Source organism: Streptomyces lichenis, assembly GCF_023218175.1.
Taxonomy (GTDB): domain Bacteria; phylum Actinomycetota; class Actinomycetes; order Streptomycetales; family Streptomycetaceae; genus Streptomyces; species Streptomyces lichenis.
In genome coordinates, this window is record NZ_JALPTH010000010.1 from 1 (window position 1) to 13,983 (window position 13,983).

General features: G+C 75.8%; 13 protein-coding genes. 6 read left to right on the forward strand and 7 right to left on the reverse strand.

The features are described from left to right. The first annotated feature begins 510 nt into the window (after nucleotides 1–510). A complete protein-coding gene (locus M1O15_RS12295; protein WP_248633763.1) occupies nucleotides 511–1,542 on the forward strand; it encodes a small ribosomal subunit Rsm22 family protein in 1,032 nt (343 codons plus the stop codon). Between the two features lie 29 nt (nucleotides 1,543–1,571). On the opposite strand, the gene ddaH is transcribed toward M1O15_RS12295, so the two are convergent. Next, nucleotides 1,572–2,402 (reverse strand): dimethylargininase, encoded by an 831-nt coding sequence (gene ddaH / locus M1O15_RS12300; RefSeq protein ID WP_248633764.1) that lies wholly within the window; start codon nucleotides 2,400–2,402, stop codon nucleotides 1,572–1,574. A 242-nt stretch (nucleotides 2,403–2,644) separates the two neighbouring features. Between ddaH and M1O15_RS12305 the strand changes: the two genes are divergently transcribed. Further along, nucleotides 2,645–3,346, forward strand: coding sequence for a TetR/AcrR family transcriptional regulator (locus M1O15_RS12305; RefSeq protein ID WP_248633765.1), 702 nt, complete (start codon nucleotides 2,645–2,647; stop codon nucleotides 3,344–3,346). Between the two features lie 272 nt (nucleotides 3,347–3,618). Beyond that, a complete protein-coding gene (locus tag M1O15_RS12310; protein WP_248633766.1) occupies nucleotides 3,619–4,359 on the forward strand; it encodes a bifunctional DNA primase/polymerase in 741 nt (246 codons plus the stop codon). 87 nt (nucleotides 4,360–4,446) lie between these two features. Here M1O15_RS12310 and M1O15_RS12315 read toward each other — a convergent pair whose 3' ends face one another. The 3 genes from M1O15_RS12315 to M1O15_RS12325 form a co-directional block, all read right to left on the reverse strand. Further along, a complete protein-coding gene (locus M1O15_RS12315) occupies nucleotides 4,447–5,445 on the reverse strand; it encodes an SCO2278 family lipoprotein (RefSeq protein ID WP_248633767.1) in 999 nt (332 codons plus the stop codon). 612 nt (nucleotides 5,446–6,057) lie between these two features. Beyond that, nucleotides 6,058–7,050, reverse strand: coding sequence for a heme ABC transporter ATP-binding protein (locus M1O15_RS12320; RefSeq protein WP_248633768.1), 993 nt, complete (start codon nucleotides 7,048–7,050; stop codon nucleotides 6,058–6,060). Then, nucleotides 7,047–8,165 (reverse strand): FecCD family ABC transporter permease, encoded by a 1,119-nt coding sequence (locus tag M1O15_RS12325; RefSeq protein WP_248633769.1) that lies wholly within the window; start codon nucleotides 8,163–8,165, stop codon nucleotides 7,047–7,049. Before M1O15_RS12325 ends, M1O15_RS12320 begins: the two co-directional genes overlap by 4 nt. A gap of 204 nt (nucleotides 8,166–8,369) precedes the next feature. Between M1O15_RS12325 and M1O15_RS12330 the strand changes: the two genes are divergently transcribed. Continuing rightward, nucleotides 8,370–9,056, forward strand: coding sequence for a PhzF family phenazine biosynthesis protein (locus M1O15_RS12330; RefSeq protein ID WP_248633770.1), 687 nt, complete (start codon nucleotides 8,370–8,372; stop codon nucleotides 9,054–9,056). 23 nt (nucleotides 9,057–9,079) lie between these two features. Here M1O15_RS12330 and M1O15_RS12335 read toward each other — a convergent pair whose 3' ends face one another. Together M1O15_RS12335 and map are read right to left on the reverse strand one after the other, a co-directional pair. Then, the gene (locus tag M1O15_RS12335; RefSeq protein ID WP_248633771.1) at nucleotides 9,080–9,748 is read right to left on the reverse strand and encodes a biliverdin-producing heme oxygenase; all 669 of its coding nucleotides are present in this window, start codon (nucleotides 9,746–9,748) and stop codon (nucleotides 9,080–9,082) included. 211 nt (nucleotides 9,749–9,959) lie between these two features. After that, nucleotides 9,960–10,817, reverse strand: coding sequence for a type I methionyl aminopeptidase (gene map, locus M1O15_RS12340; RefSeq protein WP_248633772.1), 858 nt, complete (start codon nucleotides 10,815–10,817; stop codon nucleotides 9,960–9,962). A 106-nt stretch (nucleotides 10,818–10,923) separates the two neighbouring features. Here map and M1O15_RS12345 point away from each other — a divergent pair, with 106 nt between their 5' ends. Beyond that, the gene (locus M1O15_RS12345) at nucleotides 10,924–11,175 is read left to right on the forward strand and encodes a hypothetical protein (RefSeq protein ID WP_248633773.1); all 252 of its coding nucleotides are present in this window, start codon (nucleotides 10,924–10,926) and stop codon (nucleotides 11,173–11,175) included. Between the two features lie 245 nt (nucleotides 11,176–11,420). Then, nucleotides 11,421–12,626, forward strand: a complete 1,206-nt coding sequence (locus tag M1O15_RS12350) for an FAD-dependent monooxygenase (protein WP_308282289.1) — start codon at nucleotides 11,421–11,423, stop codon at nucleotides 12,624–12,626. A gap of 17 nt (nucleotides 12,627–12,643) precedes the next feature. Here M1O15_RS12350 and M1O15_RS12355 read toward each other — a convergent pair whose 3' ends face one another. Beyond that, nucleotides 12,644–13,975: an MFS transporter gene (locus M1O15_RS12355; RefSeq protein ID WP_248633774.1), complete on the reverse strand. Its 1,332-nt coding sequence runs from the start codon at nucleotides 13,973–13,975 to the stop codon at nucleotides 12,644–12,646. Nucleotides 13,976–13,983: the final 8 nt, after the last annotated feature.

A 13,983-nucleotide genomic window follows, 5' to 3' on the forward strand; every position in this document is an offset into this window, starting at 1 on the left:
GTAACCGCCGACCCGGCGTAACCGCCGACCCGGCGTAACCGCCGACCCGGCGTAACCGGCGGTCCGGGAGACCTCCGGTGCCGGATCGGGAGGCCCCCGGCGCCGAGCGGAGGGCATGCCCGGCGCCGGTCCGGGGGTCCTGGCGCCGAACTGGGGGCCCGGAGCCGCCGGTCCGGGGGTGCCCGGCGCCGATCCGAGGTCCCCGGCCGCCGGTCCGGAAGGCCCTGGCGCCGACCGGAAGGTCCCGGCGCAGGTCCGGAACGTGCCCCGCGCCCGTCCAGGGGTCCCCGGCGCCAGTCCGGGAGTCCCCGGCGTCGATCCGGGGCCCGGCGCCGGTCCGGACGGGGGATGCCCGGCGCCCGTCCCGGGGGGCCACAGGCGTCAGTCCCGGGGGTCTCCTGTGCCCGTCCAGGAGGCCCCGGGCGCCAGCCCCAGGAGTCCCCAGCCCCAGCCCCCGAGGCCCCCGGGCGCCGGTCCCAAGGGGCCTTGCGGGCCGCCTACGATGGGTTGGTGAACGCCTCCTCCTCCGCCTCGGACGCTCTGCGCGCCGCCCTTGCCGGGCTGCTCGACGGGCTGCCGACGACCCGCGCCGCGCAGGCCGTCGACCGGCTGATCGCCAGCTACCGGGGCACCACGCCCACCGACGCCCCGGTGCTCCGGGACCGCTCGGACGTCGTCGCCTACGCCGCCTACCGGATGCCCGCCACCTTCGAGGCGGTACGGGAGGCCCTGGGCGCGCTCCGGGACGCGGCGCCCGACTGGGTGCCGGCCACCCACACCGACGTCGGCGGCGGCACCGGCGCCGCCACCTGGGCGGTGGCCGACGTCTGGGAGGCCGAGGCCCCCCGTACCGCCGTACTGGACTGGGCCGAGCCCGCGCTCGCCCTGGGCCGCGAGCTGGCCGCCGCCTCCGGCATCCCCGAACTGCGCGCCGCCGACTGGCGGCGGGCCCGGATCGGCGCGGCGCTCACCCTGGACCCGGCCGACCTGGTGACCGTCTCCTATGTGCTCAAGGAGCTGACCCCGGCCGACCGGACCGCCCTGGTCGCCGAGGCGGCCCGGGCAGCACGCGCGGTGGTGGTCGTGGAGCCGGGCACCCCCGACGGCTACGAGCGGATCATCGCCGCCCGCGACCAGCTGATCGGCGCCGGGTTCACGGTCGCCGCGCCCTGCCCGCACAGCGCCGCCTGCCCGATCGTGCCGGGCAGCGACTGGTGCCACTTCGCCGCCCGGGTCAGCCGCTCCTCGCTGCACCGCCGGGTCAAGGGCGGTTCGCTGGCGTACGAGGACGAGAAGTACGCGTACATCGCCGCCGTACGCCTTCCGGTGGCCCCGGTGGCCCCGGTGGCCCCGGTGGCCCCGGTCACCCCGGCCCCCGCCCGGGTGGTGCGGCGGCCGCAGATCCGCAAGGGCCAGGTGCTGCTGGAGCTGTGCACGGCGGACGAGGGCCTGGCCCGGCAGACCGTGACCAAGCGGCACGGCGACCACTACAAGGCGGCCCGGGACGCCCACTGGGGCGACCCCTGGCCGCCCGCGCCCTGAGCGCGTCCCCGGGGCGCGGGCGGCGTCCGTCAGGGGGCGGCGGGGGCCGGGCGCAGCTCCTGGGTGCAGCACTTCACGCTGCCGCCGCCCTTGAGCAGCTCGCTGAGATCGATGCCGATCGGCTCGTACCCCCGCTCCCGCAGCGGGCCGAACAGCCCCACCGCCGCCTGCGGCAGCAGCACATGGCGTCCGTCGCTCACCGCGTTCATCCCCAGCGCCAGCGCGTCCTTCTCGGTGGCGATCAGCGCGCCCGGGAAGAGCCGGGCGAGCACGCCCCGGCTGCCCGGGGAGAAGGCGCCGGGGTAGTACATGACCTCGTCCGCCGCCTCGTCCAGCACGCACAGCGCGGTGTCCAGGTGGTAGAAGCGGGGGTCGATCAGGTCCAGGCCGATCACCGGGCGGCCGAAGAACTCCTGCGCCTCGGGGTGGGACAGCGGACTGGACCGGAAGCCGCGCCCGGCCAGCAGATAGGTGGAGGTGACCGCGAAGTCGCCCTCGCCCTCGTTGACATGGTCGGGTTCGCGGACGTCGGTGAAGCCGTGCGCGCGGAACCAGTCGCGGTGCAGCGCCGCCTCGCCGGTGCGCTCCGGGAAGGCGAACCGCGCCCCGAGGACCCGGCCGTCCACCACGGTGGCGCCGTTGGCGGCGTAGACCATGTCGGGCAGGGTGGCGTCGGGCTCCAGCAGTTCGACGGTGTGGCCGAGGGAGAGGTACCGGTCGCGCAGGTCCTCCCACTGGGTGAGGGCGAGCGGCAGGTCGACCGGTTTCGCCGGATCCATCCAGGGGTTGATGGAGTAGGTCACCCTGAAGTGCGCGGGTGGGCACATCAGGTAGCGGCGGGGTGAGGCGTCACGGTGCACGAAGAGCTCCTCACGGACGGGCGGGTCGCGCGGTGTCTCCGCGCTCCCACATGATCCGACGTGCGGAGCCCTTCGGGCAGGGGGTCGCACGGGTGACTTCGCCGACTCACCGCGCCGTGCGCCCCAGCTCTCCCTGTCCTCCCCGGTCTCCCTCCCGCCCTTCCCGCAGACCCGCGCAGCGAGTCATGACGTATCGCTAAGAGACGAGACGTCTCGCCTAGGTCATCTTGTAGAGTGACGGCATGGCAGAGAGCAGCAGAGCGGGGCGTGTGGCGGACACCGGCGACGGGAAGGCCGCATCGGCCGAGGGGGCGGGCGCGGGGCCGGCGGGCAGGGGCAGGGCGCCGGACGCCACCCGGCGCAGCGAGCGGTCCCGGCGGGCCATCTACGACGCCGCGCTCGCCCTGGTCGCCGAGATCGGCTACCCGAAGACCACCATCGAGGGCATCGCCGCCCGCGCGGGCGTGGGCAAGCAGACCATCTACCGCTGGTGGCCCTCCAAGGCGGACGTCCTGCTGGAGGCCTTCATGGACCTCGCCCGCCAGGCCAACGAGGCGATGGGCGCCGAGGCCGACAGCGAGATCCCCGACACCGGCGACCTGGAGGCGGACCTCAAGCTGGTGCTGCGGGCCACCGTGGACGAGCTCAACGACCCGGTGTTCGAGGCGCCGTACCGCGCCCTGGCCGCCGAGGGCGTGGTCAACCCGGAGATCGCCGCCCGCTTCGTCGGGCAGCTCCTGGAGCCGCAGCTCCAGCTGTACGTGCGGCGGCTGGACGCCGCCCGCGCGGCCGGGCAGGTCCGGCCCGAGGTCGATCCGCGGATCGCGCTGGAGCTGTTCACCGCGCCGCTCACCGTGCGCTGGCTGCTGCGCACCCAGCCGCTGGGCCATGACTACGCCGACCGCCTGGTGGAGTACGCGCTCGGCGGCATCGCCCCGCGCTGAGCGGCCGGTTCGGCGGCCCGCTCCCCGTGCGCTCCGGGTGCGCCCCCGGGCCCGTACCCCCGGGAACGGATGCGCGGGACCGCGTGGACCTGCTCACTCCCGGGCCGGTGGGACGGGGGGTGAATCACCCCATAATCCGGCAATCGACCCGCCCGCGCGGGGGTGTGCGCCCGTCCGCCGCGGCCCCGCGCGAGAACTCCGGTCACTCCACGCACCGGATGGTGGGACGATGGCAGGGACCATTAAGGCTTCGCAGGGGTGTGAGGGGATAGATGGGCGACGGTACTGGCCGCTACCGCGGCACGGAGGGCAAACTCGCGCAGTGGCTGCGCCGGCGTCCCAAGCGGATCGAGGCCGAGGGCCCCAGCCGCGAGGAACTGCTCCTGGCCGTCGCCGCCGCGGGAATGCCGCTCGCCCCCGCCGCCCACCCCGTCGGATACCGCTGCTCCTGCGAGCGCATCGGCTGTCCCACCCCCGCCCGCCATCCGCTCTCGTTCGCCTGGCAGACCCAGTCGACCACCGACCGGGCGCAGCTCCTGCGCTGGACGGAGAGCCATCCGCAGGCCAACTTCATCACCGCGACCGGCATGGTCCACGACGTCCTGGACGTTCCGTTGGAGGCCGGTCGCGCCGCGTTGGAGCGGCTGCTCGCCGAGGGGGTGGAGGTCGGCCCGGTCGCCGAGTCGGGGGACGGCCGGATGCTGTTCTTCACCGCCACCCGCGGCACCCCGGAGGACGAGGACGAGTGGTGGCCCTGCGAGCTGGACTGCCATCCCGAGACCATGGACGAGCACCCGGGGCTGCGCTGGCACTGCCGCGGCTCCTATGTCCTCGTGCCGCCCGCCCGGCTCCCCGGTGAGCTGGGCGTCGGCTGGCTGCGCGGGCCCGAGCACCCGCTGCCCGACCCGCTGACCCTGCTGGAGACGCTCACCGACGCCTGCGCCCGGCACGCGGACCAGCTGGGCGAGCACGAGCACGAGCACCACTCGGTGGCCTGGCCGCTGAGTCGCTGAACCGCTGAACCGCTGAGTCGCTGAGCCGCACCGCTGCCCGGTCACGAGCCCTTGGCCGTCCGCGCTCACGAGCCCTTGGCTGTCCGCTCACGAGCCCTTGGCCGAGGTCACGCCCTGGAGGCGGCTCACCACCGCCACCTGGTCCTTCCCCGCCCCGGCCGGCTTGACCAGCGCGGCCTGGCTGGAGGCCCACTCCCGGGTGAGGGTGGAGCGCACCTCGCCGGTCAGCAGCGCCTGGACGTCCGGGCTGACCTTCGGCCGGTAGCCCTCGGCCGCCGTCTGCCGGTCGTAGAAGCGGCTGGCGAAGAAGACCAGCGCGCCGCCGTCCTCGGTGCGCAGCCCCAGCGGGGCGTACGCGCCGGTGTCCCACGCCCGGTCCACGTACTGGGTGGTCATCCCCGGCCGCCGGGCCGACTCGGCGCGGCGCGTCCGCCACTCGGAGGTGTTCGGCCCGGGCGCGAAGGACTCCGGCCGCCCGGAGTGCAGATAGTCGGCGTAGGCGCGGCTCAGATCGCGCGGGGCCACGGCCAGCGCGGCGGTGTCGGGCGCGGCGGGCTCGGCGAGGCCGTCCCGGTCGAGCCGGAACCGGGGTACGCCGTCCTCCTCCAGGATCGCCAGATACGCCACCTCCCAGAGCTGGTCGCCGCCGCCCCGGACGAAGACCAGCAGCCAGCGGGAGTCGTCGGCGCCGCCCTCGGTGTCCCGGTTGGAGTCGGTGTCGGCGACGAACCAGCGCGGCCAGCCCGCCTTCTTCGGTATCACGAAGCGGGCGTCGGTCAGCTCCAGCGGCCGGTGCTCCGGGTTGCCGCCGGGGCTGTTGGCGCCCCGGGCCTTCAGACCGGCCTGGTTGATCGCGGCGAACACCCCGGTCACCCGGCCCGCGTCGCGCCCCGGGTCGTAGGTCTTGTCGGCCGCGTTGTAGGCGTCGGTGAAGTCCTTCAGGGCCTTCGCCGCCTCGGCCCGGGAGGCCCCCGGCAGCACCTCGCGCTCGCCGTGCACCGTCACGCACCCGCTCGCCGTCAGCGCCAGCACCACCGCCGCCGCGCACCCCGCGAGTCGCCTCGCCGCCCGCCCCGCCCCGCTCATCGGCCGCCTTCACACTCCTCGACCCGCCACCCCGCCTGACCGTGCGAACCCTACCGGGGCCCAGGCGGGGTCGCGGGCCCCGGGCGGGGGCCTGGGGCCGGGCCATGGGCGGGGGGCAGGGCCGGGCCATGGTCGGGGCGGCGCGCGACCTCGGCCGCGCTCGGGACGCCGGGGCCCCGGGGTGCCTGGGTCCGCACCCGGGGTGCCTGGGTCCGCACCTGGGGTGCCTGGGTCCGCACCTGGGGTGCCTGGGTCCGCACCTGGGGTGCCTGGGTCCGCACCCGGGGTGCCCGGGTCCGCACCCGGGGTGCCCGGGTCCGCACCTGGGGTGCCTGGGTCCGCACCCGGGGGGCTTGGGTCCGCACCCCGTGGACCGGTACGGCCCGGGGGGCCGGGCACGGCCAGGGGCGCCGGCACGGCCAGGGGCGCCGGCACGGCCAGGGGCGCCGGTACGGCGAGGGGGCGCCGCACCCGTGTGCTCCGGCCTCGGTCCGTACGGTGGAGGCGTCCGCGTACAGGCCGGCCGACCGGCCCTCGAACGGCCACCGCCCACGGGCCGCCACCGGCCCCGGCTACCGGCGAGGCAGCGCCGCCGCCACCGGGGCCCTGGGGCTAACGGCGGGGCAGTGCCGCCGCCTTGATGGCGCCCGCAGTCGACGGGCCCGCCTCGGTCTTCCGCATGGCCGCCAACCCCCGTACCGGTACGACCAGGGGCGCGCCGCCCGCCGGGTGGGGGAGGACCTCCACGGGGTGGCGGTACACCTCGCTCAGCAGCTCGTCCCGCAGGACCTCGGCCGGGGGGCCGTCCGCCGCGAGGCGGCCCTGGGCGAGCACCGCGACCCGGTCGGCATAGGCGGCGGCCAGGCCCAGGTCGTGCAGCACCACCACCACGGCGTCCCCGGCGGCCGCGCGTTCGCGGCAGAGCCGCAGCACCAGCTCCTGGTGGCGCAGGTCCAGCGCGGCCGTGGGCTCGTCCAGGAGCAGCAGCGGCGCGCGCTGGGCCAGCACCCGGGCCAGCGCCACCCGGGCCCGCTCCCCGCCGGAGAGCGCCGAGAACGGGCGGTCGGCCATCGCGGACACCTCGGTCGCGGCCAGCGCGGCGGCCACCTCGGCGTCGTCCCGCTCCTCCCGCTCCGTACCCGCCCACGGGGCGCGGCCCATCCGCACCACCTCGGCCACCGGGAACGGGAACGCCAGCGAGGCGGACTGCGGCAGCACCGCCCGGCGCAGCGCCAGCTCCGGGGCGCTCCAGGCCCCGACCGGGCGGCCGGCGATCCGCACCTCGCCGCCCGTGCGGTCGGCGTCCCCGGCGAGCGCCGCCAACAGGGTCGACTTCCCGGCCCCGTTGGGGCCCACCAGGGCCAGCACCTCCCCGGCGCGTACGGTCACATCCACCCCGGCCAGCACCTCCCGCCCGCCGAGCCGGACCCGTACCCCGCGCGCCTCGGCGAGCACCGCGCCCGGGGCGACCGGAACGGGCACCACGCGGCGCCGGGCCCGCGGCGCCCCCGGCCGGGGGAACGGGACCCCCCGTACCAGCCCCGCCGTCCAGGCCCGCAGCCTGCACTCCGCCCGGGTCACGCACCTCACGCACTGCGCCCTCATGCCCAGCCTCCCTGCCGGCGCCGGGTTCGGCGCAGCAGCCAGAAGAAGAACGGGGAGCCGATCAGCGCGGTCAGCACCCCGAGCGGCAGCTCCGCCGGGATCGCGACGGTACGCGCCGCCAGGTCCCCGGCGACCAGCACCAGCGCCCCGCCGAGCGCGCTGCCCGGCACCAGGAACCGGTGGCCGGGGCCGGCCGCCATCCGCAGCAGATGCGGGACCAACAGCCCCACGAAGGTGATGATCCCGGCGACCGCCACCGCGGAGGCCGTCAGCAGCGCCACCACCAGGATCAGCGCCCTCCGCAGCCGCTCCACCTCCACGCCCAGATGGCGGGCCGGGCGTTCGCCGAGCGCCAGCAGATCCAGCCGGCGCGCGTACAGCGGCGCGGCCAGCAGCCCGGCCAGCGCGCACGGCAGCACCGCCAGCACCTTCGGCCAGGTCGCCTGGGACAGCGAGCCCAGCTGCCAGAAGGCGATCTGGGTGATCTGCGCGTTGTCCGCGAAGAAGATGAACAGCCCGATCAGGGCGCCCGCGAAGGCGTTGACCGCGATCCCGGTGAGGATCAGCGTCACCACCTCGGTGCGGCCGCCGTCCCGGGACATCGCGTACACCAGCAGCACCGTGGCCAGCCCCGCGGCGAACGCGCAGACGGTGACGGTCCAGTTGCCGGCGAAGGACAGTCCGAGCGCGATCGCCCCGACCGCCCCGACGGCCGCGCCCGCCGAGATGCCGATGACCCCCGGCTCGGCCAGCGGGTTGCCGAACACCCCCTGCATCAGGGTGCCCGCGCAGCCCAGCGAGGCCCCGACCAGGACCGCCAGCACCACCCGGGGCAGCCGGATGTCGAACAACACGCTCTCGGCGGTGCGGTCCAGCCCGTGCCCGCCCAGCCCGACCCGGTGCCGGACGGCGGCGAGCACATCCCCCAGCGGGATGTCGTACGCCCCGAGCCCGGCCGACAGCAGCGCCAGCGCCACCAGGGCGGCCGCCATCCCCGCCGTCAGCACCCAGGCCGCCCGTCCGCGCGCGGAACTCCGGGGCGGGCGGACGCACTTGACCGGAAAGTCCTCTCCGACCGCGTCGGCTTCCGGGGCCCGAGTGCCGGCGGCCGTCATGCGCCGCCTCCGTACGCCTGGTCCACCAGCGAGCCGATCACCTGTGCACCGTCCTGTCTTCATGGGTCGTGCCGGGGCCTGTGGATCCCCCGCTGAACCCGGAGCTGAGACAGTTTAGGTTAGCCTTACCTGAGTTGCCAGCCCGGCTTCCGGTCATCCACGGGGCCGGTCCAAGCCTCCCGGCGGCCGTGTTTGAATGCCGCGATGACCACCGCACCGCAGCCCGCCGCCGCACCCCTCCCCCTCCCGCCCCATGACGTGCTGGCCGTCTTCTGCGGCGGCGACGGCCGCCACGGCAATCCGCTGGGCGTGGTCCGGGACGGCCGCACCTGCCGGGGCGAGGAGGCGCGCCGGGCGGTCGCCGCCCGACTGGGCTTCAGCGAGACGGTGTTCGTGGACGACCCCGAGCGCGGCATCGTGGACATCCACACCCCCACCGTCCGGCTGCCGTTCGCCGGGCACCCGCTGGTCGGCGCCGCCTGGCTGCTGGACCTGGAGGTCGTCAACCCGCCCGCGGGGGAGGTGTGGGCGCGCCACGACGGGGAGTTCACCTGGATCGAGGCCCGCGCCGAGTGGGCGCCGCCGCGCACCCTCCGCCAGTACGCCTCCGCGGAGGAGGTGGAGGGGCTGGACGTGCCGCCGCCGGGTGTGGGGCTCTATGCCTGGGCGTGGTCGGACGAGGCGGCGGGGCGGGTGCGCGCCCGGGCGTTCCCCGGACGCGGCGACGGCATCGAGGAGGACGAGGCGACCGGGGCGGCGGCACTGCTGCTCACCGCGCGGCTCGGCCGGGCCCTGAACATCACCCAGGGCCGGGGGTCGCAACTGCTCACCGCCCCCGGCCCGGACGGCCTGATCGAGCTCGGCGGCCGGGTCCGCCCGCTCTCCCGCTGACTCGGCCCTTCCCCGTCCGGAAATCAGGCGCTGAGCGGGAACTCCCGGCCCAGCTCGCGGAAGACCGCGCCGTTGTGGTCGAAGGCGCGCTTGCACTCGTCGATGATCCGCTGCTTCTCCAGGTCGTCCGCGGCGACCCGGTCCAGCAGCTCGCGGTAGTCCCGCTTGAACGCCGCCGGGTTGCCGATCTCCTCGAAGACGTAGAACCGCACCCCGTCGCCCTTGCGGGCGAAGCCCCAGGCCCGCTCGGCCCGGTCGCGGATGATCTGGCCGCCGGAGAGGTCGCCCAGGTAGCGGGTGTAGTGGTGCGCCACATACCCGCCCGGCCACTCCCGGGCGCACTCCTCGACCCGGGCCGCGTACGCCTCGGTGGCGGGCAGCGGCACCAGGCCCGCGCGCCAGTCCGGGCCGCGCAGATGGGCGAGGTCACGCTCCAGGGCCGCGGTGCGCATCAGCTCGGGCCGGATGAACGGCCCGGCGACCGGGTCCTCGCGCAGCGCCTCGGCGGCGCCCTCCAGGGCCCGGTAGACGAACCAGAGCTGCTCGGTGTAGCGGGCGTAGGCCGCCACCCCGAGCCGACCGCCGAGCAGGTCGCCCATGAAGCCGGCGTTCTCGGCCTCGGTGTGCTGGGCGTGCGAGGCGGTGCGGATCAGCGTGGAGAACGGGGTGGCGGTGGTGGCGCTTGCGTCCAAGGCGGGCCTCCGGGGGCCTGGGAAGGCGGGCGTGGCGGCGGCGGACAGCCGTCGCCGCCGCACCGATCCTCCTACTTAGGCTTACCTAAGTCAACTGCTTTCCGACGGACTGTCGGTAAGGCAGTACCCCTCGCGGGGGGCGGGCAACCGGCCCCGCGACGCGAGGCGACGCGACGCAAGGCGACGCAGGGCGCCTCGGGGGCGGCGTGCCTCAGGGCAGGGTCAGGATGTCCGCCCCGTCCTCCGTCACCACCAGGGTGTGCTCGAACTGCGCGGTCCGCTTGCGGTCCTTGGTCACCACGGTCCAGCCGTCGTCCCACATGTCGTACTCATGGGTGCCCAGGGTCAGCATCGGCTCGATGGTGAAGGTCATCCCCGGCTGCATCACCGTGGTGTGGTGGGGGGAGTCGTAGTGCGGGATGATCAGGCCGGAGTGGAACGAGGAGTTGATCCCGTGCCCGGTGAAGTCGCGGACCACCCCGTATCCGAACCGCTTGGCGTAGGACTCGATGACCCGGCCGATGATGTTGACCTGCCGGCCCGGGCGGACCGCCTTGATCGCCCGGTTCAGCGCCTCCCGGGTGCGCTCCACCAGTAGCCGCGACTCCTCGTCCACCTCCCCGCAGAGGTAGGTGGCGTTGTTGTCGCCGTGCACCCCGCCGATGTACGCGGTCACGTCCAGGTTCACGATGTCGCCGTCGCGCAGCACCGTGGAGTCCGGGATGCCGTGGCAGATGACCTCGTTGACCGAGGTGCACAGCGACTTGGGGAAGCCCCGGTAGCCCAGCGTGGACGGGTATGCGCCGTGGTCGCACATGTACGCGTGGGCGATCCGGTCCAGCTCGTCGGTGGTGACGCCGGGCGCGATGTGCTTCGCCGCCTCCTCCATCGCCCGCGCCGCGATACGCCCCGCGGTCCGCATCCGCTCCACGGTCTCGGCGTCCTGCACCTCGGGACCGGTGTAAGGGGTCGGAGCGGGTTTGCCCACGTACTCGGGGCGGCGGATGGCGCCGGGTACGGAGCGGGCGGGGGAGAGCGTCCCCGGGGCGAGAAGCGACTGGCCAGACATGCCGCGAGTCTAACCAGGGCCGTGCGGGGCACCATGGCCCCGAGGACCGCGGAGGACCCCGGCGGACCGAAAGGGCCGCCCGGCCCTCGGAGCGAAGGAGCGCCTGATGGCCCTGTTCAAGAAGCGGACGACCGGCAAGCCCGGTGAGTGGTACTACTGCCTGAAGCACGGAATCGTGGAGGAGGGCCCCCAGTGCCGGGCCGCGGACCGCTTCGGCCCGTACACCACCCGCCAGGAGGCCGAGCACGCCATGGAGACCGCCCGCGAGCGGAACCTGGAGTGGGAGAACGACCCCCGCTGGCACGACAAGTCCGGCGGAGCCACCGGGGACGCCTCCGGCGACCGCGACAGCGCGTGAGCGAGAGCCGAGCGGAGCGCCCGGCCCCGGTGTCGGGCCGCGCGGAGCCTTTGGACCCGGTGTCACGCCGAGCGGAGACCCAGGACCCGGTGTCAGGCCGCGTGGAGCCCCAGGACCCGGTGTCAGGCCGCGCGGAGCCCCCGGCCCCGGTGTCAGGCCGCGCGGAGCCCCCGGCCCCGGTGTCGGGCCGCGCGGAGCCCCCGGACCAGGGGGGCCGCGCGAAGCCCCCGGCCCCCCTGGTCCTGGTGTCCGGGGCCGGGGTCGCCGGGCCCGCCTTCGCCTGGTGGGCCCGGCGGCGCGGGCTGCGGCCGGTGGTGGTGGAGGCCGCGGCCGGGCCCCGGGACGGCGGGCAGAGCGTGGACCTGCGCGGCGCCGGACGGACCGTGATCGCCCGGATGGGCCTGGAGGACGCGGTACGCCGGGAGGGCACCGGCGAGCGCGGGGTGCTCTTCACCGACGCGACCGGGCGGCGCCGGGCCGCCATCCCCCTGGAGGCCTTCGCCCGCTTCGGCGGCGAGGGGCCCACCGCCGAGCTGGAGATCCTGCGCGGCCGGCTCGCCGGGCTGCTCTACGAGGCCACCCGGGACACCGTCGAGTACCGCTTCGGCGAGCGGATCGCGGAGGTCGAGGACGGCGCCGGGCGGGACGGCCGGGCCCGGGTGCGGCTCACCGGCGGCGCGGTCTACGAGGCCGACGCCGTGGTCATCGCCGACGGCATCGGCTCGGCCACCCGCGACCTGGTCTTCGGCCCCCGCGACGCGGCAGGCCGGCCCCGCCTCCACCCGCTGGGCCTCTCGCTGGCCTACCTCACCGTCGAGCGCCGCCCCGGGGACGGCCCCTGGGCGGTGTGGCAGAACGCCCCCGGCGGCCGCTCCGTGGTGCTGCGCCCGGACAACGCGGGCACCACCCGCGCCCTGCTCTCCTTCCTCGGCCCGCCCTGTCTGCGCGAGCGCGACCCGGCCGGCCGGCGGGCCCTGCTGCGGGAGCGCTTCGCCGACGTGGGCGGTGCCGCGCCCCGGGTGCTGGCGGAGCTGGACAGCGCCGCGGAGTTCTACGCCGAGGACGTCGGCCAGGTGCGGATGGACACCTACTCGCGCGGGCGGAGCGTGCTCCTGGGCGACGCCGCGTACTGCCCCTCACCCATCTCCGGTATGGGCACCAGCCTCGCCCTGGTCGGCGCCTACGTGCTGGCCGGTGAGCTGGCCGCGCACCCCGGCGACCACGCCGCCGCCTTCGCCCGCTACGAGGTGCGGATGCGCCCGTACGCCGACCGGGCCCAGCGACTGCCGCCCGGTGCCCCGCGGCTGGCCAACCCCCGTACCCGTACCGGCATCCGGCTGCTGCACACCGCCGTACGGGCCGCCACCCGGCCCCCGCTGCCCGCCCTCGCCGCCCGGCTGGTCTCCCCGCCCGCCGACGCCATCACCCTGCCCGACTACCCGGAGCCCTGACGGCCGCCGGGCCTCCGTCACCCGGCCTCCGCGGGCCGGGGAGCCGCTGTGTCCGCCGCAGCCGTCCCGTCCCCGCCACCGATCACGGTGTGGGCGGCGCGGCGGCGCTGGGCGTCCTCGTCGGTCTGGGCGTCATAGGTCAGCAGCTTGGGCAGGGCGGCCGCCAGCAGGCCGACCGAGGCCACACAGGCCAGGCCGCCGGTCCAGAACGCCGGGCGGGTGCCGGTCCAGCCGGCCATCGCGCCCGCGCGGACCTGGCCCAGCTGCGGGCCGACGCTGTACGACAGCACCTCGATGCCCGCCAGCCGGCCGCGCAGCCCCTCCGGGATGGTCTGGTTCCAGATGGTCGAGCGGCCCAGCCCGCTCAGCATGTCCCCGGCGCCCGCGAGCCCCAGGCAGACCAGCACCACCCACACGTTCGAGAACCAGCCCGCCGCCGCGACGGCCAGCCCCCAGCCCGCCGCGCCGAACACCACCAGCAGCCCGTGCCGCCGCACCCGGGAGACCCAGCCGCTGGTCAGGCTCACCAGCACCGAGCCCACCGAACCCGCCGCGTACATCAGCCCCAGCGACCAGTCCGCGTCCAGCTCGTCGGCGAGGAAGGGGAAGATCGTGTTGGGGAAGGCGAAGAACATCGCCGCCAGGTCCACCGCGTAGGTGCCCAGCAGCACCGGCCGCGACCAGGCGTACCGCGCCCCCTCCGCGATGCCCCGCAGCGAGGGCTTGTCCGCGTCCTTCGCGGGCGGTGCCGGGCTGAGGCGTACGCACATCAGCACCGACACCGCGAAGCAGACCACCGTGGTGCCGTACGCCGGGGCGTTGCCCGCGTAGGCCACCACCAGACCCGCCACCGCCGGTCCGGCGATCGCCCCGACCTGCCAGCGCAGCGCGTTCAACGCGGCCGCCGCGGGCAGCTGGTCGTGCGGCACGATCCGGGCCAGCAGCGAGTCCAGCGCGGGCCGCTGGAGCCCGGCCAGCGCCGCCACCACCGCCGCGACCACATACAGCGGCCACAGCATCGGCTCCGGCAGCAGCGCGTTGACCAGCAGGACGACCGCCGACAACCCCAGTCCGGCCTCGGTCAGCAGAATGACCTTGCGCCGGTCCACCGCGTCCGCCAGCGCCCCGCCGTACAGTCCGAACACCACCAGCGGCACCAGCTCGACCGCGCCCATCGCGCCCACCGCGAGCGGCGAGCCGGTCAGGTCCTTGATCTGGAGCGGCAGCGCGACCAGCGCCATGAAGCTGCCGAAGTTGGTGATCAGCCCCTGCAACCACAGCAGCCGGAAGTCACGGGAGGAACGCCAGGGCGAGAGGTCGGGGAGGACTGCGGAGAGCTTCGAGGTCACGAGGGACC

Coding starts and splice junctions, on each gene's coding strand:
- M1O15_RS12305 (WP_248633765.1), top strand. CDS start 2,645: ATGGCAGAGAGCAGCAGAGCGGGGCGTGTGGCGGACACCGGCGACGGG.
- M1O15_RS12310 (WP_248633766.1), top strand. CDS start 3,619: ATGGGCGACGGTACTGGCCGCTACCGCGGCACGGAGGGCAAACTCGCG.
- M1O15_RS12315 (WP_248633767.1), bottom strand. CDS start 5,445: ATGAGCGGGGCGGGGCGGGCGGCGAGGCGACTCGCGGGGTGCGCGGCG.
- M1O15_RS12320 (WP_248633768.1), bottom strand. CDS start 7,050: ATGAGGGCGCAGTGCGTGAGGTGCGTGACCCGGGCGGAGTGCAGGCTG.
- M1O15_RS12325 (WP_248633769.1), bottom strand. CDS start 8,165: ATGACGGCCGCCGGCACTCGGGCCCCGGAAGCCGACGCGGTCGGAGAG.
- M1O15_RS12330 (WP_248633770.1), top strand. CDS start 8,370: ATGACCACCGCACCGCAGCCCGCCGCCGCACCCCTCCCCCTCCCGCCC.
- map (WP_248633772.1), bottom strand. CDS start 10,817: ATGTCTGGCCAGTCGCTTCTCGCCCCGGGGACGCTCTCCCCCGCCCGC.
- M1O15_RS12345 (WP_248633773.1), top strand. CDS start 10,924: ATGGCCCTGTTCAAGAAGCGGACGACCGGCAAGCCCGGTGAGTGGTAC.